The sequence below is a fragment of the Runella sp. SP2 genome (assembly GCF_003711225.1).
Taxonomy (GTDB): Bacteria; Bacteroidota; Bacteroidia; order Cytophagales; family Spirosomataceae; genus Runella.
This window is the reverse complement of sequence record NZ_CP031030.1, coordinates 3,206,011-3,228,111: the sequence shown is the minus strand read 5'-3', so window position 1 is coordinate 3,228,111 and position 22,101 is coordinate 3,206,011. Positions and strand designations below refer to the sequence as shown.

Here is a 22,101-nt window from a genome sequence, read left to right as displayed (position 1 = left end):
AAAGTTGAATTGTTTGTTACTTTATCCATAGAAACAAAAAAGACTTTCCACGTTGCATCCTGTGGAAAGTCTTTTTTTGCAATCTTCCGAGTTTGTTTGGTTAATAGTCGAAACTTGGAAGGTGTTTTATCGGGCGGGGTGTGAGCACCCCGTAGCACGGTTAATGTCCTTTTGAAAATGTAGGCAATTCCCAGTCGCACGCAGGAGCTAACCAGTCGTAGCCTGATTCGATCGGCTGGCCATCGGGAGGGGTCATTGTCGGGGTGGTAGTGACATCAGAAGGACGATTTTTTGCCATTTCGATTTGGTGCATCGCAAACAAATTGTGGGCTTTCTGCTTGGCGTCCGAAATACCACGATTTTGTAGCCAGAAGTTCAAGTCTCTCAATTTGAGCATAATAACGGCCCGTACTTGTGGCGTAACTTCTTTGTTGTTCGATAATTCTATTAGTTTCTCCAACATCATTTTGTCCACCAAACGCGCAATTTCTCCTTCGTAACCTGCCCGCGATGCGTTTGATTTCCAAGTGGCGCCGATGAGTTTATCAAGGGTTTCTTCCAAACTCAACAACGATGGATGGAACGACGACTGAATCACCAAACGGCTTAAACGCTCTGGATTAAGCAACATTCGCAAGGTCAATCCAGCGGAGGCTTCAGGTGGACCGAGTGGGTCAAAAACCAGCCCCGTACGGCGTTTAAAAGTTTCGCGGGGATTGGCGTCGTAGCCGAAAGCACGCGGAGGAGTAAGTTTCAATACCGTTTCGGGTACTTTTAAGAAATCAGGTTGAAGCGTTTGGAGGAGGGCTTCCAAGGCTTCGCGTTGTTCGAGTCCGTTGACAGGCGTGGTGGTGAGGTCTTTGTCACCTTTGACGGTAAATTTATAATTGACGCCACCCACTACTTTGGCCGTAGCTTCCACCTGAAAACGGTGGAACATATACATTGGGACAAACACCTCTTCCAACGAACTCATTGGTGTACCCGTGCGCAATTTGCGTTCGTCAAAATTGCTCAATGTTACTTTCCGAACTTCAGAAATACGCTTCAATTCGGCCGTGGCACTTACGCCGTTGTCCCACAAGTGCGTTTGAGGATGGGCACTTCCTTCGGGGCGGGCGTCTTGGTCGGTCAAGAAATACAAGCCTTTGCCGTACATCTGGTCCACAATGCTATTAAGTGCTTTTTTCTCATCTGTTCCTTTCGGGAAATCTTGGTAGCCCCAGATGATTGACCACTTATCGTAGTCACCAATTTTCTTATCGTACGCATTGGACAAATCCACTTTTCCGTTTTTCAATTCGACCAACATGTGTGGATAGTCCATCACCGATGCGCGGTTGTGAATGCTTGCTACGTAGTTGTGCGGAAGCCCCAGGGTATGCCCAATTTCGTGCGCCGAAAGCTGTTTTAAGCGGTCAATCGACATTCCTAACATATCTTCAACGTTGCTGGTATCAGTTTGGAAATTACCCACCAAACCCTGCGCTATTAAATAGTCTTGACGTACCCGTAGCGAACCTAGTGTCACTTTTCCTTTCAAAATCTCGCCCGTGCGAGGATCTACAATACTCGCCCCGTACGACCATCCGCGCGTAGAACGGTGCACCCACTGCACAAGGTTGTAGCGAACGTCCATCGGGTCGGCATCGGCGGGGAGCAATTTTACCTGAAAAGCATCTTTGTAACCCGCCGCTTCAAATGCCTGATTCCACCATTTGGCACCTTCTACCAAGGCCGAACGGATGGGCTCGGGAGCACCCGGGTCTATGTAATACACGATTGGTTTCACGGGCTCGCTCAGGGCTGCGCTAGGGTCTTTTTTCTTTAAACGATGACGAACGATGTAGCGCTTTTCAATAGGCTCACTGATGGGCGTGGCATAATCGTAATAGGATGTAGAAATGTACCCAATACGCGGGTCGAAAGCGCGCGGTTGGTAGTCATTGTCAGGAAGTTGTACAAACGAATGATGTTGGCGCATTGTTACGACAGAGGCGGTAGGAACTACTTGACGCAAGTAAGCACCAGGCGAATCGCCCGTGAGGGTAATGGTTACTTCAAACTCCGTGTTTTGGGGAAAGTTTTTGGTGTTGGGCAAATACATGGCCGAGCGCGAAGCATCCAATCGAAACGAACCTTGACGCGTACGCGAAATGCCCTGAATGGCTCCCACGGCGTCTTGCATCAAAAAAGGCGTCAGATCCACGAGGGCAGTACCTGCGTTTTCAGCCAAAACCTCAAATCCCCAATGCACCGATTGTGCAAATGATTCTTCGACGGCGCGGCGTTCAAGTGGGTCTTTGCTAACGGCACGGTAGGCGTAGTTGGGTTCCAACATTAAAATCTTGTTGCCCGTACGCTGAAATTTAACCACGTGCTCTTGCCCCAAGCGACCACGGTCGAGGCCAATGTCGTTGGAGCCGATGCCTTGCGAAAGGGTAGGGTAGTAGAGGAGTTCGGTGTCGAACTGCTTAATTTCAAGATAGACTTTGCCTTTTTTTGCATCCCAGTAGTACGGCAAAAAACCGTCTTTCTTCTCCATGTCTTTGGTGAAGGTTTCAATGGGATTTTGGGCGTAGAGGGAGGTCGAAAACAACGCCAGTAATAGGAGTTTTTTCATAAATAATTGGGTAAATTAGGTTGTTGATTGGTTAGACTACTCCCCACGAAGGGTGTTCTACAAAGAAACCTAATTTTTAGGAAAAAGGAGGCATTTGCACCCACAGAAATCGACCTAAATTACATTATACCCGTCAGTACGACTTTGTAAAACATCGTCAATAGGTCATGCTTTTTGCTGACAGGAACAATGTTGGTGGGGATTGTGGATACCTAGAATGTAAAAGACATATACTATTTTTGAAGACACAAGCCGTGAATAATCACAATGAAGTCATTTCAACAACTCAAAAAACTACTTTGGTTAGATGCCTGCGCAGCTGTAGCAGCCTGTTTAGGCGTGGTGCTTTTCAAAAAATTTGCGCAGCCGTATTTGTTGCTCCCCCCTAATTTGCTGACTGCGATGGCCTTGATAGCTTTATTATTTGCTTGCTATTCGTTTCATTTGGTCATCCGCAAAGCACAGTCTCGACAATGGGTTGCACTATTGGTAGTTGGCAATAGCATTTATGCGTTATTTTGTCTTGGGTTGGCGGGGTACTTTTGTGGAGAAGCAACAGCTCTGGGAGTTTTATATTTACTTTTTGATGCTGCTATTGTCGGGTCGTTGGCTTATCTAGAATGGAAAGCATGGATACGTTGGTTTTCCTAACTAGCCTGAAATACCCAATCAGGGGCTTGGTCAATCTCTTGGCGTAGGAGTTGGTTAAGTTGTGCTGCATGGTGCTGGACGTGCCTCATGTTGTACAACAGTATTTCTACCATCGAATAATTCATGGTTTCTGATTGATTAACCCAACGGGCTTCTACGGTTTCGGAGGTTAATTGGCTGATAAACGTTTGGCCTTTTTCCCTACAATACTGGAGATATCCAAGCAATTCGTCGGGAGAGTAAACCCGTTCGGGGAGGGTATCTTCAAATTCGGAGAAGGTAAAGGGAGGAGGTGGCGCAAACGTTTTGGGTGAAGTGCTCAAGTAATAATCAAGAAAAAAGAGCGTATGAAAAGCATGGTACCAAAACTTGCGCTCTGTATCCCACACTTCATCGGGGCAAGAACGAATGGCATTTTCGAGCATGTCGATGCTCGCGCCCAATTGATTCCAAATACTTTCTTTAACCGTTATCAACATTGCACAATAAATTTTACCCTTTACCCTTTGCCCTTTGCCCTACTTCTCCAACGCCGCTACTTCTTTCAACGACACGCCCAAAAAGCGTTTGGCGATGGGGGCGAGTTGTGATTCTAATCCCTCAAAATGGAAGGTACGACTGCGGTGACCGAGAATTTGACCTTTTTTGAGCTCACGAGCGGGTGACGACGATTCCAGTTCATAAAAAGGCCCCATTTGGGTGCCATCGGCCACGGGGCCATCGTTGTACGAATTGGCCGCATCACCTTTGTAAGGTTCTTTTTGAAGTTCCCAAAGCGAGTTTACATAATCGCCGCTGGGGTCAAGGTCGTAAGTAACGATGGTGAGCACGCCTTTTTCGGAATCGTAACTACCCATGACGGGTTCGGCAATGCTCGGAGGGAGTCCGATTTTGCTGCGGTGTTTGCCGTCGGCAGTAAAAAACAAGACGCTGTCCTTGATGATGAGTCGTTCGGCAGGGACTTTGCCAAAATAACTATCGTTGATTAAGCTTTTGGCATTAGGCGTGTTTTTAAACGGAACAATGACCGTGGTCTTTGGCGTTGGATTAAACATGCCCAAAATCCAAATAGAAAGCAGCCCTGTTTCTTTTTTCCAATCGGCACCTTGGTTAATCACCTGGTTCATGGTCTCGTAGGCGACTACTTTGATGTCTTTGAGGGGAAGTTGTAAGATGGTTTCGACCGAAAGCTTGCTCATTACTTCCACACTGCGCAGAATCTCAATGTCGAAGGGCGTTCCTGAGTAGTTGGTAAGTTGGGCTTTTTTACGGAACGATGCTTTGGCTTTTTCGGAAGAAACCAAATCGAACGGCTCAGAGTCTATCAAGGCAGGCACTTGCCAATTATCGAAAACAAACTCTTTGTCTTTTTCAAAATAAACGGAAAATTGCCCGCCTTCAGGCCCCAGCCAGAAGCGTTCTTCGCCACCAAATGCACTCATGTGGGGCGTAAATTTGCCCGATTCGAGTAATTTATAATTGATCCAACCGTAGCTGTTGCCCGTAAAGCCACCTGCTGTCGATGTCATCACCCGACCTTGTAGCGCTGCCACAACGGCAACCTGCGCCGAGTCATCGTCAGGAGAAGAGAGAACGAGAGGTGATTGGTGTTTCTTTAAAAAAGCTAAATCAGTACCAAAAGTGTGGAAACGTGAGGACATGGTGTCTTGAGGGGAGGTTGAACAACTAAACTCTACCGTCCCTAGCCCAAAAATGACTACTGCGGCGCGCAAAAAGTAGGCGATTTTGTTTGAACTCATTGGATGAGAGTGTATTAGCGATTTGGGCAGTTGAAAGTATAATTTATCCTAAAAGTATATCATTGGCAAAACATACTCAAAACCGATGGAAGAAGAGACTTGTGAGGCATACGGAGTGAAATAAATATCGCCCATGGTGGTTGAAATTCGCGAAAATTTTGTATAATTTTGCAAAATTTTTCTTCAAAACCAATCCAATCAAGCTTCACCAAAGCCTATGAGTAAACTACGGATTTTGTATGTAGCCAGTGAGATAAATCCTTTTCTCCAAATTACCGAGGTAGCAGAATACGTACGAAAACTGCCCCAAGCAATGCAGGAGCGCGGCATGGAAATTCGCATTTTAGTGCCCCGCTTTGGACTTATCAACGAACGTAAAAACCGTCTTCACGAAGTAGTTCGTCTTTCTGGTATTAATATTTCGGTCGGTGACGATGAGAAACCCCTAGTAATCAAGGTCGCATCGATACCGAGCGCTAAACTACAAGTTTATTTTATAGACAACGAAGACTATTTTCATCGTAAGTCCGTTTTCTTAGATAAAGACAACAATTTTTTTGACGACAACGATGAGCGTGCTATCTTTTTCTGTAAAGGCGTACTCGAAACCGTCAAAAAGTTAGGCTGGGCGCCTGACGTTGTACACTGCAACGATTGGATGACTTCTCTCATCCCATTGTACCTAAAGACGACCTATAAAAATGATCCGATGTTTAAGGATACCAAGTGCGTTTTTACGGTGTATAACAATGCCTTCAACTATAAGTTTGAAGACGCCATTTTAGAAAAAGCCAAAGCCATGGACGTTAGCGACGAGGCACTGGCGCATCTACGTTCGGCTGATTTTGAGGGATTTGTCAAAATTGGATGTGCGTATGCAGATGCCGTAGTAAAAGCTGACGATGATTTTAGTGAAAGTTTAAACCAAATTTTTGATGAATTGCCCGAACGCAAGTTGGAACTGGTCGAAGAAGACGAAAACTTTACCGAGACGTATTACAACCTTTACAACGAATTGGCTGGCTAAACTTAGCCTAAGCACCCTCACCTTATTGGTTTTGGCCTTGATGTCGTGCGAAGCTCCTAAAGAAATTGGACTTCCGCCCGAAGTAATTGCCGATGTTAAGTTTGTCGATACCCTGACAGTACGTAGCAGTACTGTGCTACTAGACTCGGTGCGCACCTCAAATGCCCAACGAATATTGGTGGGTGCTTACAATGACCCCATCTTTGGCAAGGTAAAAGCACAATCATTTGTGGAGTTTACAAGTACACTTAATTTGAACTTGAACGCGGATGGAACTACCAATACCAACGTGTATGCCTTTGACTCGGTGTCTATTAGCTTGTCTTACAATTATTATTACGGGGATACGCTCAAGCCGTTTCAGATGGCAGTTCACCGTTTAACAGACACGCTCCTGACGGGTAAGATGTACTACAACAACAGTACAATGCCCTATTCGTCAACACCGTTGGTAAATCATACGTTTTATCCAACCCCCAGAACGTCGTCGTTGGTAACAATGCGACTACCAGATGCGTTTGGACAAGAAATCTTTGCTTTGAACGGTAAGCCAGAGGCTAGTACCATCGCAAAGTTTACCCAGACAATCAAAGGGTTGACGTTTGTTCCTGCCGCTACCAATGCTTCTGTGATTGGAATTTCCCCCCAATCGACTGGAATTACGCTGAACTTGTTTTATCACAATAGTGCCGATACCATCGCGTTGGTGAAAACGTTTTTTATCAATAAGCGCTTTAATCACGTAGAAGCTGATCGTCAAGGTACTGCATTGAGCAAAATTCAACCGCTCAAACCTCTTGCTGCCAGCGAAACAGGTGGGTTGAACTACATTCAAGACGCCCTTGGGATTGTGACAAAGCTTGAGATTCCTTATTTGCAAGAATTGTTCAAACAAAAAGGAGTTGCCATTAACCGCGCCGAACTATTGATCACCCCCACTTGGCCCGAGGGAACGAACTCCATTTACACCTTGCCAATTGGGTTGGCATTGGCAGAGACGGATGCTTCTAACCGCTTACTCAGAACCAAAGGTGATACGGAGCTTTTAGTGCCTGTTGATGCTACTACTTTTCAAAGTTATATTTTGCCACAAGTGGTATTTTATTCTACCAAAACGCGTAATTATAACTTTATCTTGACGACCTATTTGCAAGCATTGGCGGTGGGCTTTAAGAAAAATCCAGGGTTATTATTGATGCCAATAAGTGGTGCACAAGAAGTGCAGTCGTATGCAAACAGCTTACAGCCTTTGAGCAGCTACTATCCGTTGATGAACAATAAACTGGATCGCTTGACGATTACGCCAAATAAAGAAAATATCAAATTGATGTTGTTTTACACAACGGCTCAGTAAGAATAAAGCGAAATACCGCATACCCAAAACGCGCAAAGGAAATTCTCTTTTGCGCGTTTTGTTTTTGTAATATTTCTTGACTTTTAAGGTTTTTTGTTAACTTTGATAGGATAAAACCAAGTTTTTTAAAAAAGTTTTTAGCCATAAAACGTTTGATAATTTTTTTTAAAAACTTTCCCAAAGTTCAACTCACCTTAAACATCTATCTGTATGTGTGGAATCGTAGCATACGTCGGACATCAAGAAGCCTGTCCCATCATTATTAAAGGCTTAAAACGACTGGAATACCGTGGGTACGACAGTGCAGGAATCGCGCTTTTGAATGAAGACGGTTTGAACATTTTCAAAAAGAAAGGCAAAGTTGTTGCGCTAGAAGAAGAGTTAAAAACAAAAAATACTTCGGCTTGCATTGGCATTGGTCACACGCGCTGGGCCACGCACGGCGAACCCAACGACCGAAATGCGCACCCGCATTATTCGAACCACAAAAAATTGGCGATTATTCACAACGGAATTATTGAAAACTACGCCACCATTAAACAAAAGTTGCTCCAAAAAGGGCATGAATTTCGCTCAGAAACCGATTCGGAGGTGCTGATTCACTTTATTGAAGATATTCAGTCAGAGTTGAATTGTACGCTCGTAGAAGCCGTACGCTTGGCCCTGCAAGAAGTGGTAGGGGCTTATGCCATTGTGGTGATGACGGAAGATGAACCTACGCAGCTGATTGCGGCGCGCAAAAGTAGCCCCTTGGTGATTGGGGTAGGAGAGGACGAGTTTTTCTTTGCCTCAGACGCGACGCCCATTATTGAATATACCAAAGACGTGGTGTATTTGGACGATAACCAAATTGCGTTGGTGCGCAATAATGAGCTAAAAATTGTCAATCTCGAAAACGAACGACAACTGCCTTACGTCCAGAAACTTGAGATGGAACTAGAAGCCATCGAAAAGGGCGGATATGACCATTTTATGTTGAAGGAAATCTTCGAACAACCGCGCTCAATTGCAGACAGTATGCGCGGACGCGTCAACAGTGAAGAGGGTAGCTTACAGTTGGGAGGCTTGAGCGAGTACATGGGAAAATTAGCCGACGCCAAGCGCATCATTATCGTAGGATGTGGTACATCATGGCACGCGGGGCTGGTGGCCGAATATATTTTTGAAGAACTCGCCCGCATTCCCGTAGAAGTTGAATACGCCTCAGAGTTTCGGTACCGAAACCCGATTATTCGTGAGAAAGACTTTGTGATTGCAATTTCACAGTCGGGCGAAACGGCTGATACGTTGGCGGCGATTCAATTGGCCAAATCCAAAGGAGCCACCATTTTTGGCGTTTGTAACGTCGTCGGTTCATCGATTGCGCGCGAAACCCACGCAGGCGCCTATACCCACGCAGGACCTGAAATTGGGGTGGCAAGTACGAAAGCATTTACAGCCCAAGTAACGGTATTGACACAGATGGCGATTGCCGTGGCCAAAAAACGGGGAACGATTTCGGAGGGCTTGTACCGCCAATTGTTGATTGAATTAGAAAACATTCCGCGTAAGGTAGAGCAAGTGCTGAAGGCCGCCGACAAAATCAAGGAGATTGCTTTTATCTTTACCTATGCCCGCAATTTTATTTATTTAGGACGCGGCCTAAACTTTCCTGTGGCGCTGGAAGGAGCGTTGAAACTCAAAGAAATCTCCTACATCCACGCAGAGGGCTACCCAGCGGCTGAAATGAAACACGGCCCGATTGCGCTCATCGACGAAGACATGCCTGTGGTATTTATTGCGACCAAAGACAGTTCGTACGAAAAAGTGGTATCGAATATTCAGGAAGTAAAAGCACGGAAAGGGCGCGTCATTGCGATTGTGACCGAAGGTGACTCGTTGATTCATAGCATGGTGGATTTTGTGATTGAAATCCCCAAAACGCACGAAATCTTGATGCCACTTTTGTCTTCGATTCCGTTGCAGTTGCTGTCGTATTACATCGCTGTCATGCGCGGCCGCAACGTGGATCAACCCCGTAACTTGGCTAAATCGGTGACGGTGGAGTAAAACAATTAATTGGGGGCATTGGCTTGTCCCCAATTAGTTTGCAATACGTTTAGCCAGCTTCTCTTTTAGCTCAGCAATTTCGGTTTCTAAATTTTTAATGTGTTCGTATTGAGGTTTTAACACTTCCTCTATTTCTTCAACCGTAAATCGTGGCGTAATATGCTGTGGACAATTCCAATCGTAGGCTTCCACATGGAAAACCATCATACGCTCGGGACGAAATTTATACCCCTCCAAATCAAGCAAATGGTGTAATTCGGGGTTATCTTTCAACTCCACCACTTCGGCCGTTGCATAGATTTTCAAACGTTTTTTGTTGGGATAATCGACCAGAAAAAGCGATACTTTGTTGTTGGTAGCCAGATTCCCCACCGTAATGTATTGCATATTGCCTTTGAAGTCAATGAAACCTAGCCGATTGGCATCCAATACTTTTAAAAAGCCTTTTGGTCCTCCTCGGTGTTGGATATAGGGAAACCCATTTCCGCCAGAAGTAGCCATGTAGAAACTGTCACGCTGAGCAATGAAACTTTGCTCAAATTTGCTCATGCCGTTGTAAGTAGTTTGGGCTTCCATACTGGCATAAGCGGTACGGCTACCCACTTTTTCTTGTAGCTTTTTGGCTGCCGAGCTAAAACCAATTTCTGCGAAATTCTTTGCCATGATTTCTATTATTTATCGGTTTGTTCGGTTTCGTATTGGGACAAAACCCGATCCCATAGCGTATCGCCACATTCATCCTGCATCACTACTTCGTTTTCGTCATTAAGCTGGACTTGTTTGGGCTGAGTGGCTAATAAAGTTGCTAAGTCCAATTTTTTGAAGGTTGTTTCTTTCGTTTCCATTGTTTTAGTTTTTAAAGGTTTTGTTTTTAATTACAGACCAGTCTGTCTATTGATGGTAAAAAAAATCAAATTAATTGCTCGACGATTTTGCGGGTTGTCTCAAGCGTCCATTTGTCTTTGAAAACCTTGCTACTTGCCAAAGCTCCTTCAAAAAGAATGTATAATTGATCTGCTACATTTTCTTTATTAATTGGTTCAAGAATTTCGACGAATAACTGACGAACCTTGTTTTTATGACCTTGAATCAAGGCAAGTACGTCTTCGTTGGATTGGGGAATTTCGGCGGCAATGTTTAAAAATTGGCAACCGTTGAAGCTCGTTTCATTAGAAAAGGTGAGCAAAGAATCAAAAACACTAAGCACTTTGTCTTTTGGCGTCTGTTTTTGCTCAACTATACTACGGAAAACCTCCATTGAGGTTTCTGAGGTGTTTTGTAAATACTTTTTCAGAATGTCTATTTTCGACGGAAAATGAGCGTATAGACTGGCTTTGGCAACACCTGCTTCGGCAATAATTTGGTTGATTCCCGTCGAATTGTAGCCTTGTTCGTAAAACAATCGTGCGGCGGTATTTTCAATATTTTTTTTGGTGTCCATTGCTATCGTTCATTAACACAACAAAGGTAATAGTATTTTTTAAAAATCATACAGACTTGTCTGTTTTTTTGGAAAATAATTCTTGACAACTTTTGAAATTTCGGCAATTAGTCAGTTTTTAAGCTATTTGACGAGCTGGGAATGATTTTGTAAAATCTTTGAGACGATAATTAAATAGAAACCAAAAAGCGATGTAAACCTTCGCTTACATCGCTTTTGCTTTGAGTTGAACTATTTACTGTTTGGCAAACTTTTCAAGTTCGGTATTGAATTTTTCTGACTCTTCTACGAATAAGGCGTGGCCACTGTTTTCGAAGCGAATGATACGGGAGTTTTTAATGCCTTTATTCAACTCATTGGCAAGTTCAAATGAACATAATTTGTCTTGTGTGCCATGAAAAATCGCCACTGGAATGTTGATTTTAGATAGTTGTGGACGTAAATCAAGGTTTAAAAGGGCTTTTATAGACTCCGTAATGGCATAAGGTGAAGCTTCTAAATTGATGTTTTCTAACCATTTTTCTACATTTTTAGAAATATTCCCTTCTTTGGCAGGAAATGCAGCTCCAAAGCCTGCAATTAAATCTTGTCTGGCGGTCATCGTTTGTAAAACCAACCCGTTGCCATCAGCTTCCGAGATTCCAAACGGGGCACCGTCTCTTTTTCTCCAAGAAGGAGCAGCTGCACCAAATAGCGCCAATTTGCTAATATGAGCCGCATTATACTTGGTTACATAGTGAATAACGACCGCACCACCCATCGAAAAACCGCCCAAAACCGCATTTTCTATTTTTAGCTTTTCTAAAACTACCTTAATATCGTCCGAAAAAACATCGAAATCATAACGTCCATACGGTTTGTCTGACTTTCCGAAACCACGAAGTGTAATACCAATGACTCGGAAGCCTTTACGACTCAAATATTGGTATTGGTACTCATACATTTCATCGCTCAGTGGCCATCCATGAATTAACACAATTGGTTGACCTTCGCCAAGGTCGGTTACATGAAGTCTTACGTTTTTTTCTACTTCAATGTATTCTAATCTGCCTGCCGAAGCGGGTTTTCTATTGTTTTGTGCCGAAACGACGTGAGTAAATAGAGAAACTAAAATGGCGATTAATGCAACTGACTTTTTCATTTTATGATGAAGATGTTAAAAATTATTGGTTGATGAATGTTAAAATATCGTTGTTGATGGTTGCGGCTTCGGTTGTTGGCATACCGTGAGAGAAACCTGGGTATAAAATAAGCGTACCGTTTTGTAGCAATTCATGTGCTTTTACCGCCGTGGTCGCATAAGGCACAATCTGGTCGTCTTCACCGTGCAATACCAATACTGGAATGCTTACGCTTTTTAAATCTTCGGTAAAATCGGTTTCAGAAAATACTTTTACACAATCATACTGAGCCTTAATACCTCCCATCATGCCTTGTCTCCACCAATTATCTTGGATTCCTTTTTTTACATCGGCACCTTCTCGGTTATATCCAAAAAACGGAATAGTAATGTCTTGGTAAAACTGAGCTCTGTTGTGTTGCGTATTGTGACGAATGTCGTCAAATACTGCCAATGGCACTCCATCCGGATTTCTTTCATCAGCAATCATATATGGCGTGATGGCACTGATCAAAACCACTTTGGCTACCCTGTCTTTGCCATATTTTGCGGCGTATCTGATGGCTTCACCACCGCCTGTTGAGTGTCCAACGTGTATGGCATTTTTGAGGTCGAGGTGGGCGGTAAGTTCGGCTACGTCGGCTGCATACGTATCCATGTCGTTTCCTTGGTAAGTTTGGGTAGAGCGACCATGTCCACGGCGGTCGTGTGCAATTACTCTAAATCCTTTTTCGAGGAAAAACATCATTTGGGCATCCCAATCGTCAGATGATAGCGGCCATCCGTGGTGGAAGAAAATGGGTTGACCTTGGCCTAAATCTTTGTAGTAAATTTCTGTTCCGTCTTTAACTGTTAACTTGTTCATGTTTTTGAATTGTTTAAGATTAAATTGATGATGCAAAATTGGGGCAATTGGTCGGGGGCTTCAATGGACGCTTTTCGCTTTGAATTGCACTTTTTTCCCTAATCGTTAAAAATGAAAGTGTAGCAATAAAAAAAGCATGGTTTTTAGGCCATGCTTATCAAATAATTGCTTTAAAAAATCAGAATTGTTTACGAAATGAGGTCGGAGAGGTTTCCGTATTTTTGGTAAAAATCTTACCAAGTAAGCGATAAAGACATAAAAAAACTGACACAGAAAGATTTAAAAACTAAATTCTTCCACCGTTTCTAAGGCTTTCGAAACGGCTTGTTCGCCTATGTTTGGTACAAAAATACCCTCTAAACGAAAAGTGCTAACATCTGTTAGGCCCATAAACCCAAGAACAGTTCGTAAATAATTCTCCGTAAAATCATACGCTTTCATCATGCCTTCTGAATAGACACCGCCCGACGCTATGGCCAAATAGACTTTTTTGCCCGTTAATAAACCTTGGGGCGAACCCGTCGCATAGCTAAAGGTTTCATTGGCACGGGCAATTTGGTCAAGCCATGCTTTTAGATTGGCTGGAATGCTAAAGTTATACAACGGCACTGCCAAAACAAGAATATCGGCATTTTTGAGCTGTTTAATGGCCATATCAGAGGGTTGAATCACCTCCAACTGTGTTAGACTACGTGCATCTTTTGGGGTAGAAAAAGCTTGGTACATTTCGGCAGTAAGAAATGGAAGCGGGTTTTTCGATAAATCCAGTGTTTCAACTGCGCACTCCGAATAAGTGTTTTTTAGCTTATCAATGATTGAGTTCGAGAGCTGATTGCTTTTAGAAGCATCGCCGTTGATGCTTGTTTTAATGTGAAGGACGTTCTTTGTTGACATTTCTAAATGATTTATTTTAATGATGTCGCAAAGCTATGTACATTTGCTTTTCAAAAGTTACTACTATACATAAGGTAAGTAGTAACCTTTAAGTTAGTAAATCGAAATAGTATGGAAAAAACAGTCAGTGCCGAAAAGTGTAGAAACTCCATCAAAGCTTTGGAAGACGCCATGTATGTCATTGGTGGAAAATGGACATTACGCGTAATAATTGCCCTGAAAGATGGGCATACACGCTTCAATGACCTACAAAGAACTATTGATGGCATCTCAGCCAAAGTACTTTCGGGGGTATTAAAAGACTTGGAACAAAATGGTTTTGTCAAAAGAAAAGTGGACACTGGCATACCAGTGGTAGTGGAATACGAACTACTGTCTTATGCCGATACCCTGCAAGATGTGCTTTCGGCTTTGGTTTTATGGGGCGAGATGCACCGAGAAAAAGTGATAAGAGGAGAAGAGGAGTTGGTTTGAAATTTAAAGTAAAAAGGACACACAAACTGATTGTATGTCCATAATGGGGGCTATGCCTTGAGTAGTTTCATGCCAAAACCTGGTGCTTTGGGAGGGATAAATTCGCTGTTGACAATTTTATAAAGGCTAAAATCAACGTCCTCACAAGTACAGGGTACTCCTTCGATGGTGACGGTATTCCCCAAAGCCCCTGTCAAATGGGCGGTGTAGAACGATTTTAGCTGTTCTCCAAACGCGTGCGGTGAAGCCAAAATACCCATTTTTTGAAGTTCAGGCATGATTTTGCGCCAAGGCGTAAAGCCGTAACCCATGATGTCGGTGATGTGAACATCAATCAGTTTTTGTTCCTCAAGTTCGCGCAACAGTTGTTGATTTGGATTGGCTTCACCATCGGCCAGCAACGTTTTGACGTTGTTGGCTTTCAACCAGTCTTTTAGCTTTCGGTAATCTGCCACGGTTTCGGCAAAGGGTTCTTCAAACCAAAACAGTGGAATGCCATCAATGCCTTTTAGATAAGCGATGGCCATGTCGGCAGTGTAGCCATCGTTGGCATCGACCAAAATATCACAATCGGGAAATGTCTTATGAACAAGCTTCGTCACTTCAATGTCGCGTTGCAAACCTTCCTGTTTGGGCATCCAAATATTACCCCTCCCAATTTTAAGTTTGAACTGCCGATAACCCAATTTATAATCTGCGCTACAGTTGGCAATAATGTTATCGAGGCCGTTGGGTAAGGTGGTAACATGGCCTTCTTTGGGTTCAAGTTCATCAAAATAAATCATGCCGCTGTAGCACTTCGTCGTAATGGGCTTTTTGCGCCCCATCAACTCATACACAGGTTTGTTGAGGATTACGCCAGCCAAATCGTGCAGCGGCACATCAAAAGGCAACGCTTGAGGGTCAGTAACGCCAAGTGCGGGTTGAAACAGGTCGGATACTCGTTTCCCCTTCAAATATGCAATCACTTCGTCGTTTCGGCGGCCGTGCATTCCCCAGCCCTTCGCACCTTGGTCGGTAGTCAGCACACAAACGTTCACTTTGGGGCCGTAACCATGAATGTCACGACGCGCATTTTTTCCCACAAAACGCGGCCATTTGAGTTGTACTTGGGTAAAGGCAATCTCCGCAATTTTGTGCGATGACAAATCCGCAATTTGAGGATCAAAATACCCACCTGCTGTGGCGTTAGAAATAAGCGGAGCACTCAAGGCCATCATGGCGCTGTGGTGAAGAAAGTGTCTGCGTTTCATGTAGGTAAAGGACGTGGTAGGATAACAGGTTGAATCACTGGTATTTCTGTATTAAACAATTTGTCGTTTCGATTCTACTCATAGGATAAAGGCAGTAAATAAATTCGATATTCGTCTCTTGCCCTAAAAGCCAAAAGAATGTGTAATTTTGCCCGTGAATAGTTGTCCATTGCATGAAGTTTCCCCAAAAACACATAGCCATTCTTGGCTCTACGGGTTCGATTGGAACCCAAGCACTCGACGTAGTAGCGGCTCATCCAGAGTCGTTTACGGTCGAAATCCTTACCGCTCAAAACAACGCTGAACTGCTGATTGAGCAAGCCGCAGCGTTTCGTCCCAATGTGGTGGTCATAGCCAATGAGTCGTTGTACGACAAAGTATTTGACGCCCTCGACCCCCTCGGGATTCAGGTCTATGCAGGGGCAAAGGCCATTGCAGACGTGGTACAAATGGACTCCATTGATACTGTATTGACCTCAATGGTAGGCTATTCGGGGCTGATTCCAACCGTAAAAGCCATTGAAGCAGGTAAGCAAATCGCCTTGGCCAATAAAGAAACTTTGGTGGTGGCGGGAGAATTGGTGACGGCTTTAGCACGCGAAAAAGGGGTGAATATTTACCCTGTTGACTCCGAACATTCGGCCATATTTCAGTGTATCGTGGGAGAATTTCATAACCCCATCGAAAAAATATTGCTGACTGCTTCGGGTGGACCTTTTCGGGGAAAAACCCGCGATGAACTTTTGCAGGTGACCAAAGCCCAAGCCCTAAAACATCCCAACTGGAGCATGGGGGCTAAGATTACCATAGATTCAGCTTCGTTGATGAACAAAGGCTTGGAAGTCATTGAAGCAAAATGGTTGTTTGGACTAGAAGCATCGCAAATTGAAGTAGTGGTGCATCCCCAAAGCATTATTCACTCGATGGTACAATTTGAAGATGGAAGTATCAAAGCCCAGATGGGATTACCTGATATGCGCCTCCCGATTCAGTTTGCGCTGACCTATCCACACCGCTTAAAGGCCGATTTCCCTCGCTTCAACTTTGCTCAGTATCCATCTCTCACATTTGAGCAACCCGACTTAAAAACTTTTCGTAATTTGCAATTCGCTTTCGATGCACTCGAACGGGGCGGAAACATGGCCTGCATTGTGAATGCAGCCAATGAAGTGGCGGTAGCGGCGTTTTTACAAGATAAAGTAGGTTTTCTGCAAATGTCGGACCTTATCGAAACTTGTATGAACACCGTAGCGTTTATTCAACAACCAACCCTCGACGATTATATCGAAACCGACACCGAAACACGCCGTGTAGCTGAAAGTTTAATGAGTAAATTTGAAAATTTGAAAATTTGAAAACGGGCATTGCTCGCTTCTTTGATTTTCAAATGAATGAATTAATCAATTTTCAAATTGAATCCAATGTCCCAAGTACTGAACATACCTTCCATGGATACCATGAACGACGATGAGTTCTTTGCTTTTTGCGAGGCAAATCGTCGCAATGGAATGCACTTTGAGCGGGACAAATACGGAAGAATCATTTTTATATCACCTACTGGAAGTGTTGGAGGCCACAACGATGGCGAAATTTTTGTTGAAGTAAAACTTTGGAATAGAGGTACTAACCAAGGTTTTGTATTTCCTTCATCAACAGGTTTTACCCTGCCTGATAAATCCATCAAGTCGCCTGATGTAGCTTGGATACATCGCGAGCGATGGGAGCAAGTTCCTTCGGCTTTACGGAAAAAATTTGCCCCTATATGCCCTGATTTTGTGGTAGAAGTAATTTCAGAATCAGACACTTGGTCGGAGCATGTTGACAAAATGAAAGAATGGGTAGCCAACGGTTGCGAATTGGGTTGGTTGATTGATCCCAACGAAAAAACATACATGATTTTTAGTCCTCAAAATACCAATCCTGAAAAACAGCCGTTTGGTGTTATCAGCGGGGGAGAGGTCTTAAAAGGATTAGAAATTGACCTAACAACGGTTTTTGAAGATATTGATTAATGACTAACTAAACGTGTGTAAGCACACATAAACTCAAAGAATGGAAATTTTAGTAATGGTGGGACAGTTGATTCTGGGACTGTCGATTTTAGTAGGATTACACGAATGGGGGCATCTTATCACAGCCAAGATGTTCGGAATGCGAGTAGAAAAGTATTTCATTGGGTTTCCTCCCAAAATATGGTCGATTCAACGTGGTGAAACAGAATATGGTTTTGGAGCCGTGCCACTAGGCGGTTTTGTGAAAATTTCGGGAATGGTGGATGAGTCGTTGGATACCAAAAACTTAACGGCAGAACCTGAACCGTGGGAATTTCGTGCCAAACCTGCTTGGCAGCGTTTGATTGTGATGTTGGGCGGAATTATTGTGAACGTCATTACAGGTATTATCATTTTTGTGGCCATTACGTATTCGGAAGGATACGACTACATCGCTACAAAAGATGTGAAATACGGAATTGTGGCTCACAAACTTGGTCAAGAAATTGGACTTCGCACGGGCGATAAAATTGTGGCAATCAACGGTAAACCATTTGATGACTTTGCCGAAGTTCGTAAAGTATTTTTGGAGTCAAACAGCTATTATACGGTAGAGCGTAACGGTGAAAAAGTGGATATTTATGTACCAAATAATTTCATCGAGAAGATTTCGGATAAGAAAAATGCAGGTGAGTTTATTGACCCCATTTATCCTTTTTCGATTAGAGAAGTGACACCTGGAATGCCTGCGTCTAAATCGGGATTATTGGCAGGGGATAAAATTGTAAAGGTAAATAACCAGCCAATTCAGTTTTACCACGAAATCAGAGATGCACTTTCCAATCTGAAAAATAAAAAAGCAGTGTTGGAAATCGACCGTAAAGGAAAAATCGTAACACTGAACGTAGATGTACCCGAAGACGGTAAAATAGGTTTTTATCCAGAATTAGGTCTCACAACCACGCATATTGATTACTCTTTTGGTGAATCAATTGCGATTGGTACTCAAAAAGCCTTCAGCGTAGTGACTGACAATATTCGCGGGTTTGGTAAAATATTCCGTGGTGAGGTGTCAGCTTCTAAAGCGTTGAGTGGGCCAATCGGTATTGCTCAAATGTTTGGTGGAATTTGGGATTGGAGCCGTTTTTGGTTCCTCACGGGCTTGTTATCAATGGTATTGGCATTTATGAACATCCTGCCGATTCCAGCCCTTGATGGTGGACACTCTGTTTTGTTGATTTATGAAATGGTAACGGGTCACAAGCCGTCAGATAAGTTTTTGGAAGCCGCCCAAAAAGTGGGAATGGTGATTCTACTTGGATTGATGGTGTTCGCCTTTGGAAACGATATTTTTAAACTCTTCCGTTAGTATGAGTTTAGTAACTAACTCACGCAAAGGTGCAAAGAACGCTTTCGTTTTTGCACCTTTGCGTCTTTATGTAATTCTCCTCTTGTGCCTGAGTGCTTTCAGTTTTTCAAAGCACGATTTCCATACCAGCATTACTCGAATGGACTATAATGCAAAAGAAAAGTCGTTTGAGGTGAGTATTCGGGTGTTTACGGACGACTTGGAAAAAGTGCTTTCTAAAGACAACGGAGGACAAAAATTTACAGTAGTCAATGAAGATAAAAATGACCCGTACGTCGAAAAATATGTCCGAAAACATTTTGCGCTAGTCACTACTGCCAAGCAAAAAAAGCCGTATTCGTACATTGGAAAAGAACAAGAGGCCGACGCTACTTGGATCTATGTAGAAATCCCTTGTTCGGAGGCTATTACAGGTTTTTCATTGCAAAATAGCATCATGCTTGATTTCTTTGACGACCAAGTGAATCTCGTTAACTTCAACTACCAAGGCCAGAAGAAGTCGTATATCTTTAAAAATGAGGATAAAGTTCTGCCCCTTGGATTGTAATATTCGACAAAGGTTCGTACCTTTGCACCCCAAATTTTTTACTTTTTCAAATACTTTAAAAGGTCGGTATCATGCCAAAAGTTAAAACCAATTCAGGTGCCAAGAAGCGTTTTAAAATGACTGGCACTGGTAAAGTTAAGCGTAAACACGCTTTCCACAGCCATATTTTGACTAAGAAATCAACAAAACGTAAGCGTGGCCTTGTTGGGTTCACGGTTGTTGATGACACAAATATGGATCGCATCCGTTTGATGCTCAAGTTCTAGTTAAAACGTTATCAGTTAATTGTTAACCATTATCCAAGATTTTATCACAGATAACTAACAACAGATAGCTAATAACAGTGCTTCAAGCACAGGTTCATTGTTTCACCCGATTGTTGGTTCAAAAAGTGCTTCTGAGTAAGCCACCAACCGTCAAAAAACTAACAAAATTATGCCACGTTCGGTAAACCATGTTGCGTCGCGGGCTCGTCGCAAGAAAGTATTAAAATTAGCCAAAGGTTACTACGGTCGTCGTAAAAACGTATGGACAGTAGCCAAAAACGCCGTTGAGCGCGGTCTTAACTACGCTTATGTCGGTCGTAAACAAAAGAAAAGAAATTTCCGTGCCTTGTGGATTCAGCGTATCAACGCTGCGGCTCGTCAAGAAGGATTGTCTTATTCTGCATTGATGGGTAAAGTTCACGCGGCAGGTGTTGAGCTGAACCGTAAAGTACTTGCTGACCTTGCAATGAACCACCCAGAGGCGTTCAAGGCGGTAGTAGAAAAAGTAAAATAATTGGGAAAAACGGAGCCAAGTGCCCTGTTTTTTTATGAAAGGTGACGGAAATTATTTCGTCACCTTTTATTTTGTCCATAACACCGAACTTTTTAGCCTAAAGAAGTGTTTCGCTTCTAACTGTATTTCTATTTGCTTTTATGAAATTGATGTTCCGCCGTTTTCTTGCCTTTTTTATGGCACTTGTCGTTCTGACGGCAAGTACTGGCTTTGGCGTAGTCGAACATCATTGTATTCTGAGAGGAAAATCGCTGCATTTGGCTGCCCTTAACAAGGAAAAATGTGGCAGTTGCGCTACTACAAAAGAATCAGCAACCCCTGCTGGACAAACTACTATCAAAAAAAGAACTTGCTGCGAAGACCAACAGCGCTACGAAAACGTAGAGGTAGCGTCGTCGGTGACACAATGGGTAGCTAAGTTATTAAAAACAACGGCTGACTGGGCTGTCGAGACGTTTGTAGCGGTCTTCAAAGTTGTATTTGAGTTTTTCTTGCCCACTTCGGCGGGTTCTTCTTCTGTTTATTCTTTCACTTCTTTTTTTCACGGGCGAAACCTGCTTTCGTTTGTGCAGTCTTTTTTGATTTAGAATTTCCTGTGCATGAGATTTTCTCAATGTAGCACACTTTTTGGGGAATTTTAAATCAAACAATAATGGTATTTTACGTCAAAAACATGGTATGCGACCGCTGTAAATTGGTGGTTGGCCAAGTATTTTCTAACGCTCATTTTCAAGTTCAACAGATTCAACTCGGGGAAGTGGAGGTGGCAGCGCCTGTTACTGCTACTCAGATAGCGGAAGTGACTGCTCGACTTCAAGAATACGGTTTTGAATTGCTGGAAGATAAACGAGTTCGTACGGTTGAAAAAATCAAAACGCTTGTTTTAGCGTTGATTCGTTCTTCGTCATTGGGATTGAAGGTGAATTATTCTGACTATTTAGCCGAACAACTCAACCGTGACTATAATGGCTTGAGTACGCTCTTTTCTTCGCTCGAAGGTATGACGATTGAGCAATACACCATTCGTCAGAAAATTGAACGTGCCAAAGAACTCTTAGCATATGATGAACTAAGTCTTAGCCAAATCGCCGACGAACTTCACTACAGCAGCGTAGCGCATTTGTCTAATCAATTTAAAAAGATTACGGGGGTGACACCAAGTCAATTTAAACAATTGGCAGCCAAAAACCGCCTGCCGTTAGATCAGGTTTGAGACGCTAAAATGATGTAAAACGTTGCGAAAATTGTGTAGCAACTGCTTACACAGAGCCCTGTACCTTTGTCTTACCCAGAAAGACAATTTCCGCCTTCAGCAATAAATAACCTGCTTAAAACTTTCCTATTGATTCCAAACTAAACAAATAAAAAAATGAAAAAGACATCCGTTTTTATCCTCCTTATTTTTCATTCTCTATTCATTACCAGTTACGCTCGGATGAACGTTTTAGCTAACTACAATGAGGCAAAAGCTGACATAAAAACTCAGCTCAACGCCTTGTTAACCGATTATTATGGAATGAAAGACGCTTTGGTGGCGACAGATGGTAAAACTGTACAACAAAAAGCCAACGACTTTTTACTGACTTTAGCTAAAGTGGACATGGCACAAATGACTCAAGAACAACATGATTTGTACATGCAATTGGTATCCAAGATTAAATCTGAAACGAAAGCTATCGCCAACACTCAAGATGCAGAACAGCAGCGTACCCATTTCAATGATTTATCCAACCATCTTTATACGGTTTTAAAGACTTTCAAAGTCAATGATAGCCCTGTGTATCAACAGTATTGCCCTATGAAAAAAGCGTACTGGTTGAGTAATAATTCAGCCATCAAAAACCCCTATTATGGAAAAATGATGCTGACGTGTGGAAAAGTAACAGAAACTTTAAACTAATCA

General features: G+C 43.0%; 24 protein-coding genes. 14 read left to right on the top strand and 10 right to left on the bottom strand.

Features of this window, described 5'->3' with window-relative positions; translation table 11 throughout:
• Positions 1 to 160: 160 nt before the first annotated feature.
• Positions 161 to 2,623 (bottom strand): zinc-dependent metalloprotease, encoded by a 2,463-nt coding sequence (locus DTQ70_RS13540; protein ID WP_122931296.1) that lies wholly within the window; start codon positions 2,621 to 2,623, stop codon positions 161 to 163.
• 267 nt (positions 2,624 to 2,890) lie between these two features.
• On the opposite strand from DTQ70_RS13540, the gene DTQ70_RS13535 reads away from it, so the two are divergent.
• Positions 2,891 to 3,274, top strand: a complete 384-nt coding sequence (locus tag DTQ70_RS13535; protein WP_122931295.1) for a hypothetical protein — start codon at positions 2,891 to 2,893, stop codon at positions 3,272 to 3,274.
• On the opposite strand, the gene DTQ70_RS13530 is transcribed toward DTQ70_RS13535, so the two are convergent.
• Both DTQ70_RS13530 and DTQ70_RS13525 read right to left on the bottom strand, forming a co-directional pair.
• Positions 3,271 to 3,753 (bottom strand): DinB family protein, encoded by a 483-nt coding sequence (locus DTQ70_RS13530; RefSeq protein ID WP_122931294.1) that lies wholly within the window; start codon positions 3,751 to 3,753, stop codon positions 3,271 to 3,273. The genes DTQ70_RS13535 and DTQ70_RS13530 overlap by 4 nt on opposite strands.
• Positions 3,754 to 3,792: 39 nt before the next feature.
• Complete coding sequence (locus DTQ70_RS13525; RefSeq protein ID WP_206019725.1) at positions 3,793 to 5,034, bottom strand: DUF6786 family protein; 1,242 nt, start codon at positions 5,032 to 5,034, stop codon at positions 3,793 to 3,795.
• Positions 5,035 to 5,251: 217 nt separating this feature from the next.
• Between DTQ70_RS13525 and DTQ70_RS13520 the strand changes: the two genes are divergently transcribed.
• The 3 genes from DTQ70_RS13520 to glmS all read left to right on the top strand — a co-directional run bounded on the left by DTQ70_RS13520 (position 5,252) and on the right by glmS (position 9,464).
• Positions 5,252 to 6,061, top strand: coding sequence for a glycogen/starch synthase (locus DTQ70_RS13520; protein WP_028526746.1), 810 nt, complete (start codon positions 5,252 to 5,254; stop codon positions 6,059 to 6,061).
• Complete coding sequence (locus DTQ70_RS13515) at positions 5,970 to 7,415, top strand: DUF4270 family protein (protein WP_122931293.1); 1,446 nt, start codon at positions 5,970 to 5,972, stop codon at positions 7,413 to 7,415. Before DTQ70_RS13520 ends, DTQ70_RS13515 begins: the two co-directional genes overlap by 92 nt.
• 210 nt (positions 7,416 to 7,625) lie before the next feature.
• The gene (gene glmS, locus DTQ70_RS13505; protein WP_122931291.1) at positions 7,626 to 9,464 is read left to right on the top strand and encodes a glutamine--fructose-6-phosphate transaminase (isomerizing); all 1,839 of its coding nucleotides are present in this window, start codon (positions 7,626 to 7,628) and stop codon (positions 9,462 to 9,464) included.
• Positions 9,465 to 9,497: 33 nt separating this feature from the next.
• On the opposite strand, the gene DTQ70_RS13500 is transcribed toward glmS, so the two are convergent.
• From DTQ70_RS13500 to DTQ70_RS13480, 6 genes are all read right to left on the bottom strand, one after another.
• Entirely contained in the window at positions 9,498 to 10,127 is a 630-nt protein-coding gene (locus tag DTQ70_RS13500; protein ID WP_122931290.1) for a pyridoxamine 5'-phosphate oxidase family protein, read from the bottom strand.
• Between the two features lie 8 nt (positions 10,128 to 10,135).
• Positions 10,136 to 10,309: a hypothetical protein gene (locus DTQ70_RS30700; RefSeq protein ID WP_164490010.1), complete on the bottom strand. Its 174-nt coding sequence runs from the start codon at positions 10,307 to 10,309 to the stop codon at positions 10,136 to 10,138.
• 65 nt (positions 10,310 to 10,374) lie between these two features.
• Positions 10,375 to 10,905: a TetR/AcrR family transcriptional regulator gene (locus tag DTQ70_RS13495; protein ID WP_122931289.1), complete on the bottom strand. Its 531-nt coding sequence runs from the start codon at positions 10,903 to 10,905 to the stop codon at positions 10,375 to 10,377.
• 235 nt (positions 10,906 to 11,140) lie between these two features.
• Positions 11,141 to 12,046, bottom strand: coding sequence for an alpha/beta fold hydrolase (locus DTQ70_RS13490; RefSeq protein WP_122931288.1), 906 nt, complete (start codon positions 12,044 to 12,046; stop codon positions 11,141 to 11,143).
• A gap of 22 nt (positions 12,047 to 12,068) precedes the next feature.
• Positions 12,069 to 12,890: an alpha/beta fold hydrolase gene (locus tag DTQ70_RS13485; protein ID WP_122931287.1), complete on the bottom strand. Its 822-nt coding sequence runs from the start codon at positions 12,888 to 12,890 to the stop codon at positions 12,069 to 12,071.
• A 279-nt stretch (positions 12,891 to 13,169) separates the two neighbouring features.
• Entirely contained in the window at positions 13,170 to 13,784 is a 615-nt protein-coding gene (locus DTQ70_RS13480) for an FMN-dependent NADH-azoreductase (protein ID WP_122931286.1), read from the bottom strand.
• Between the two features lie 111 nt (positions 13,785 to 13,895).
• Here DTQ70_RS13480 and DTQ70_RS13475 point away from each other — a divergent pair, with 111 nt between their 5' ends.
• Positions 13,896 to 14,258 (top strand): helix-turn-helix domain-containing protein, encoded by a 363-nt coding sequence (locus DTQ70_RS13475; protein WP_122931285.1) that lies wholly within the window; start codon positions 13,896 to 13,898, stop codon positions 14,256 to 14,258.
• A gap of 50 nt (positions 14,259 to 14,308) precedes the next feature.
• Here DTQ70_RS13475 and DTQ70_RS13470 read toward each other — a convergent pair whose 3' ends face one another.
• Positions 14,309 to 15,511 carry an enolase C-terminal domain-like protein gene (locus DTQ70_RS13470; protein WP_122931284.1) on the bottom strand — a complete coding sequence of 401 codons (1,203 nt, stop codon included), beginning with the start codon at positions 15,509 to 15,511 and terminating at the stop codon, positions 14,309 to 14,311.
• Positions 15,512 to 15,684: 173 nt separating this feature from the next.
• On the opposite strand from DTQ70_RS13470, the gene DTQ70_RS13465 reads away from it, so the two are divergent.
• The 9 genes from DTQ70_RS13465 to DTQ70_RS13425 all read left to right on the top strand — a co-directional run bounded on the left by DTQ70_RS13465 (position 15,685) and on the right by DTQ70_RS13425 (position 22,098).
• A complete protein-coding gene (locus tag DTQ70_RS13465) occupies positions 15,685 to 16,866 on the top strand; it encodes a 1-deoxy-D-xylulose-5-phosphate reductoisomerase (protein ID WP_122931283.1) in 1,182 nt (393 codons plus the stop codon).
• Between the two features lie 66 nt (positions 16,867 to 16,932).
• Positions 16,933 to 17,523: a Uma2 family endonuclease gene (locus DTQ70_RS13460; RefSeq protein ID WP_122931282.1), complete on the top strand. Its 591-nt coding sequence runs from the start codon at positions 16,933 to 16,935 to the stop codon at positions 17,521 to 17,523.
• A gap of 40 nt (positions 17,524 to 17,563) precedes the next feature.
• Positions 17,564 to 18,871 (top strand): RIP metalloprotease RseP, encoded by a 1,308-nt coding sequence (gene rseP, locus DTQ70_RS13455; protein ID WP_122931281.1) that lies wholly within the window; start codon positions 17,564 to 17,566, stop codon positions 18,869 to 18,871.
• Between the two features lie 139 nt (positions 18,872 to 19,010).
• Positions 19,011 to 19,418 carry a DUF6702 family protein gene (locus tag DTQ70_RS13450; protein ID WP_229600129.1) on the top strand — a complete coding sequence of 136 codons (408 nt, stop codon included), beginning with the start codon at positions 19,011 to 19,013 and terminating at the stop codon, positions 19,416 to 19,418.
• Between the two features lie 71 nt (positions 19,419 to 19,489).
• Positions 19,490 to 19,684, top strand: a complete 195-nt coding sequence (rpmI, locus tag DTQ70_RS13445) for a 50S ribosomal protein L35 (RefSeq protein WP_122931280.1) — start codon at positions 19,490 to 19,492, stop codon at positions 19,682 to 19,684.
• 169 nt (positions 19,685 to 19,853) lie between these two features.
• Complete coding sequence (gene rplT / locus DTQ70_RS13440; RefSeq protein WP_028526735.1) at positions 19,854 to 20,198, top strand: 50S ribosomal protein L20; 345 nt, start codon at positions 19,854 to 19,856, stop codon at positions 20,196 to 20,198.
• Between the two features lie 140 nt (positions 20,199 to 20,338).
• Positions 20,339 to 20,785, top strand: coding sequence for an HYC_CC_PP family protein (locus DTQ70_RS13435; RefSeq protein ID WP_122931279.1), 447 nt, complete (start codon positions 20,339 to 20,341; stop codon positions 20,783 to 20,785).
• Between the two features lie 65 nt (positions 20,786 to 20,850).
• Positions 20,851 to 21,411, top strand: a complete 561-nt coding sequence (locus DTQ70_RS13430) for an AraC family transcriptional regulator (protein ID WP_122931278.1) — start codon at positions 20,851 to 20,853, stop codon at positions 21,409 to 21,411.
• 156 nt (positions 21,412 to 21,567) lie between these two features.
• A complete protein-coding gene (locus DTQ70_RS13425) occupies positions 21,568 to 22,098 on the top strand; it encodes a DUF3347 domain-containing protein (protein WP_122931277.1) in 531 nt (176 codons plus the stop codon).
• The last annotated feature ends 3 nt before the right edge of the window (positions 22,099 to 22,101 follow it).

Bases quoted from the DNA above. Each gene is read 5' to 3' on its own strand.
- DTQ70_RS13540 (WP_122931296.1), bottom strand. From the start codon at position 2,623: ATGAAAAAACTCCTATTACTGGCGTTGTTTTCGACCTCCCTCTACGCC.
- DTQ70_RS13535 (WP_122931295.1), top strand. From the start codon at position 2,891: ATGAAGTCATTTCAACAACTCAAAAAACTACTTTGGTTAGATGCCTGC.
- DTQ70_RS13530 (WP_122931294.1), bottom strand. From the start codon at position 3,753: ATGTTGATAACGGTTAAAGAAAGTATTTGGAATCAATTGGGCGCGAGC.
- DTQ70_RS13525 (WP_206019725.1), bottom strand. From the start codon at position 5,034: ATGAGTTCAAACAAAATCGCCTACTTTTTGCGCGCCGCAGTAGTCATT.
- DTQ70_RS13520 (WP_028526746.1), top strand. From the start codon at position 5,252: ATGAGTAAACTACGGATTTTGTATGTAGCCAGTGAGATAAATCCTTTT.
- DTQ70_RS13515 (WP_122931293.1), top strand. From the start codon at position 5,970: ATGAATTGCCCGAACGCAAGTTGGAACTGGTCGAAGAAGACGAAAACT.
- glmS (WP_122931291.1), top strand. From the start codon at position 7,626: ATGTGTGGAATCGTAGCATACGTCGGACATCAAGAAGCCTGTCCCATC.
- DTQ70_RS13500 (WP_122931290.1), bottom strand. From the start codon at position 10,127: ATGGCAAAGAATTTCGCAGAAATTGGTTTTAGCTCGGCAGCCAAAAAG.
- DTQ70_RS30700 (WP_164490010.1), bottom strand. From the start codon at position 10,309: ATGGAAACGAAAGAAACAACCTTCAAAAAATTGGACTTAGCAACTTTA.
- DTQ70_RS13495 (WP_122931289.1), bottom strand. From the start codon at position 10,905: ATGGACACCAAAAAAAATATTGAAAATACCGCCGCACGATTGTTTTAC.
- DTQ70_RS13490 (WP_122931288.1), bottom strand. From the start codon at position 12,046: ATGAAAAAGTCAGTTGCATTAATCGCCATTTTAGTTTCTCTATTTACT.
- DTQ70_RS13485 (WP_122931287.1), bottom strand. From the start codon at position 12,890: ATGAACAAGTTAACAGTTAAAGACGGAACAGAAATTTACTACAAAGAT.
- DTQ70_RS13480 (WP_122931286.1), bottom strand. From the start codon at position 13,784: ATGTCAACAAAGAACGTCCTTCACATTAAAACAAGCATCAACGGCGAT.
- DTQ70_RS13475 (WP_122931285.1), top strand. From the start codon at position 13,896: ATGGAAAAAACAGTCAGTGCCGAAAAGTGTAGAAACTCCATCAAAGCT.
- DTQ70_RS13470 (WP_122931284.1), bottom strand. From the start codon at position 15,511: ATGAAACGCAGACACTTTCTTCACCACAGCGCCATGATGGCCTTGAGT.
- DTQ70_RS13465 (WP_122931283.1), top strand. From the start codon at position 15,685: ATGAAGTTTCCCCAAAAACACATAGCCATTCTTGGCTCTACGGGTTCG.
- DTQ70_RS13460 (WP_122931282.1), top strand. From the start codon at position 16,933: ATGTCCCAAGTACTGAACATACCTTCCATGGATACCATGAACGACGAT.
- rseP (WP_122931281.1), top strand. From the start codon at position 17,564: ATGGAAATTTTAGTAATGGTGGGACAGTTGATTCTGGGACTGTCGATT.
- DTQ70_RS13450 (WP_229600129.1), top strand. From the start codon at position 19,011: ATGGACTATAATGCAAAAGAAAAGTCGTTTGAGGTGAGTATTCGGGTG.
- rpmI (WP_122931280.1), top strand. From the start codon at position 19,490: ATGCCAAAAGTTAAAACCAATTCAGGTGCCAAGAAGCGTTTTAAAATG.
- rplT (WP_028526735.1), top strand. From the start codon at position 19,854: ATGCCACGTTCGGTAAACCATGTTGCGTCGCGGGCTCGTCGCAAGAAA.
- DTQ70_RS13435 (WP_122931279.1), top strand. From the start codon at position 20,339: ATGAAATTGATGTTCCGCCGTTTTCTTGCCTTTTTTATGGCACTTGTC.
- DTQ70_RS13430 (WP_122931278.1), top strand. From the start codon at position 20,851: ATGGTATTTTACGTCAAAAACATGGTATGCGACCGCTGTAAATTGGTG.
- DTQ70_RS13425 (WP_122931277.1), top strand. From the start codon at position 21,568: ATGAAAAAGACATCCGTTTTTATCCTCCTTATTTTTCATTCTCTATTC.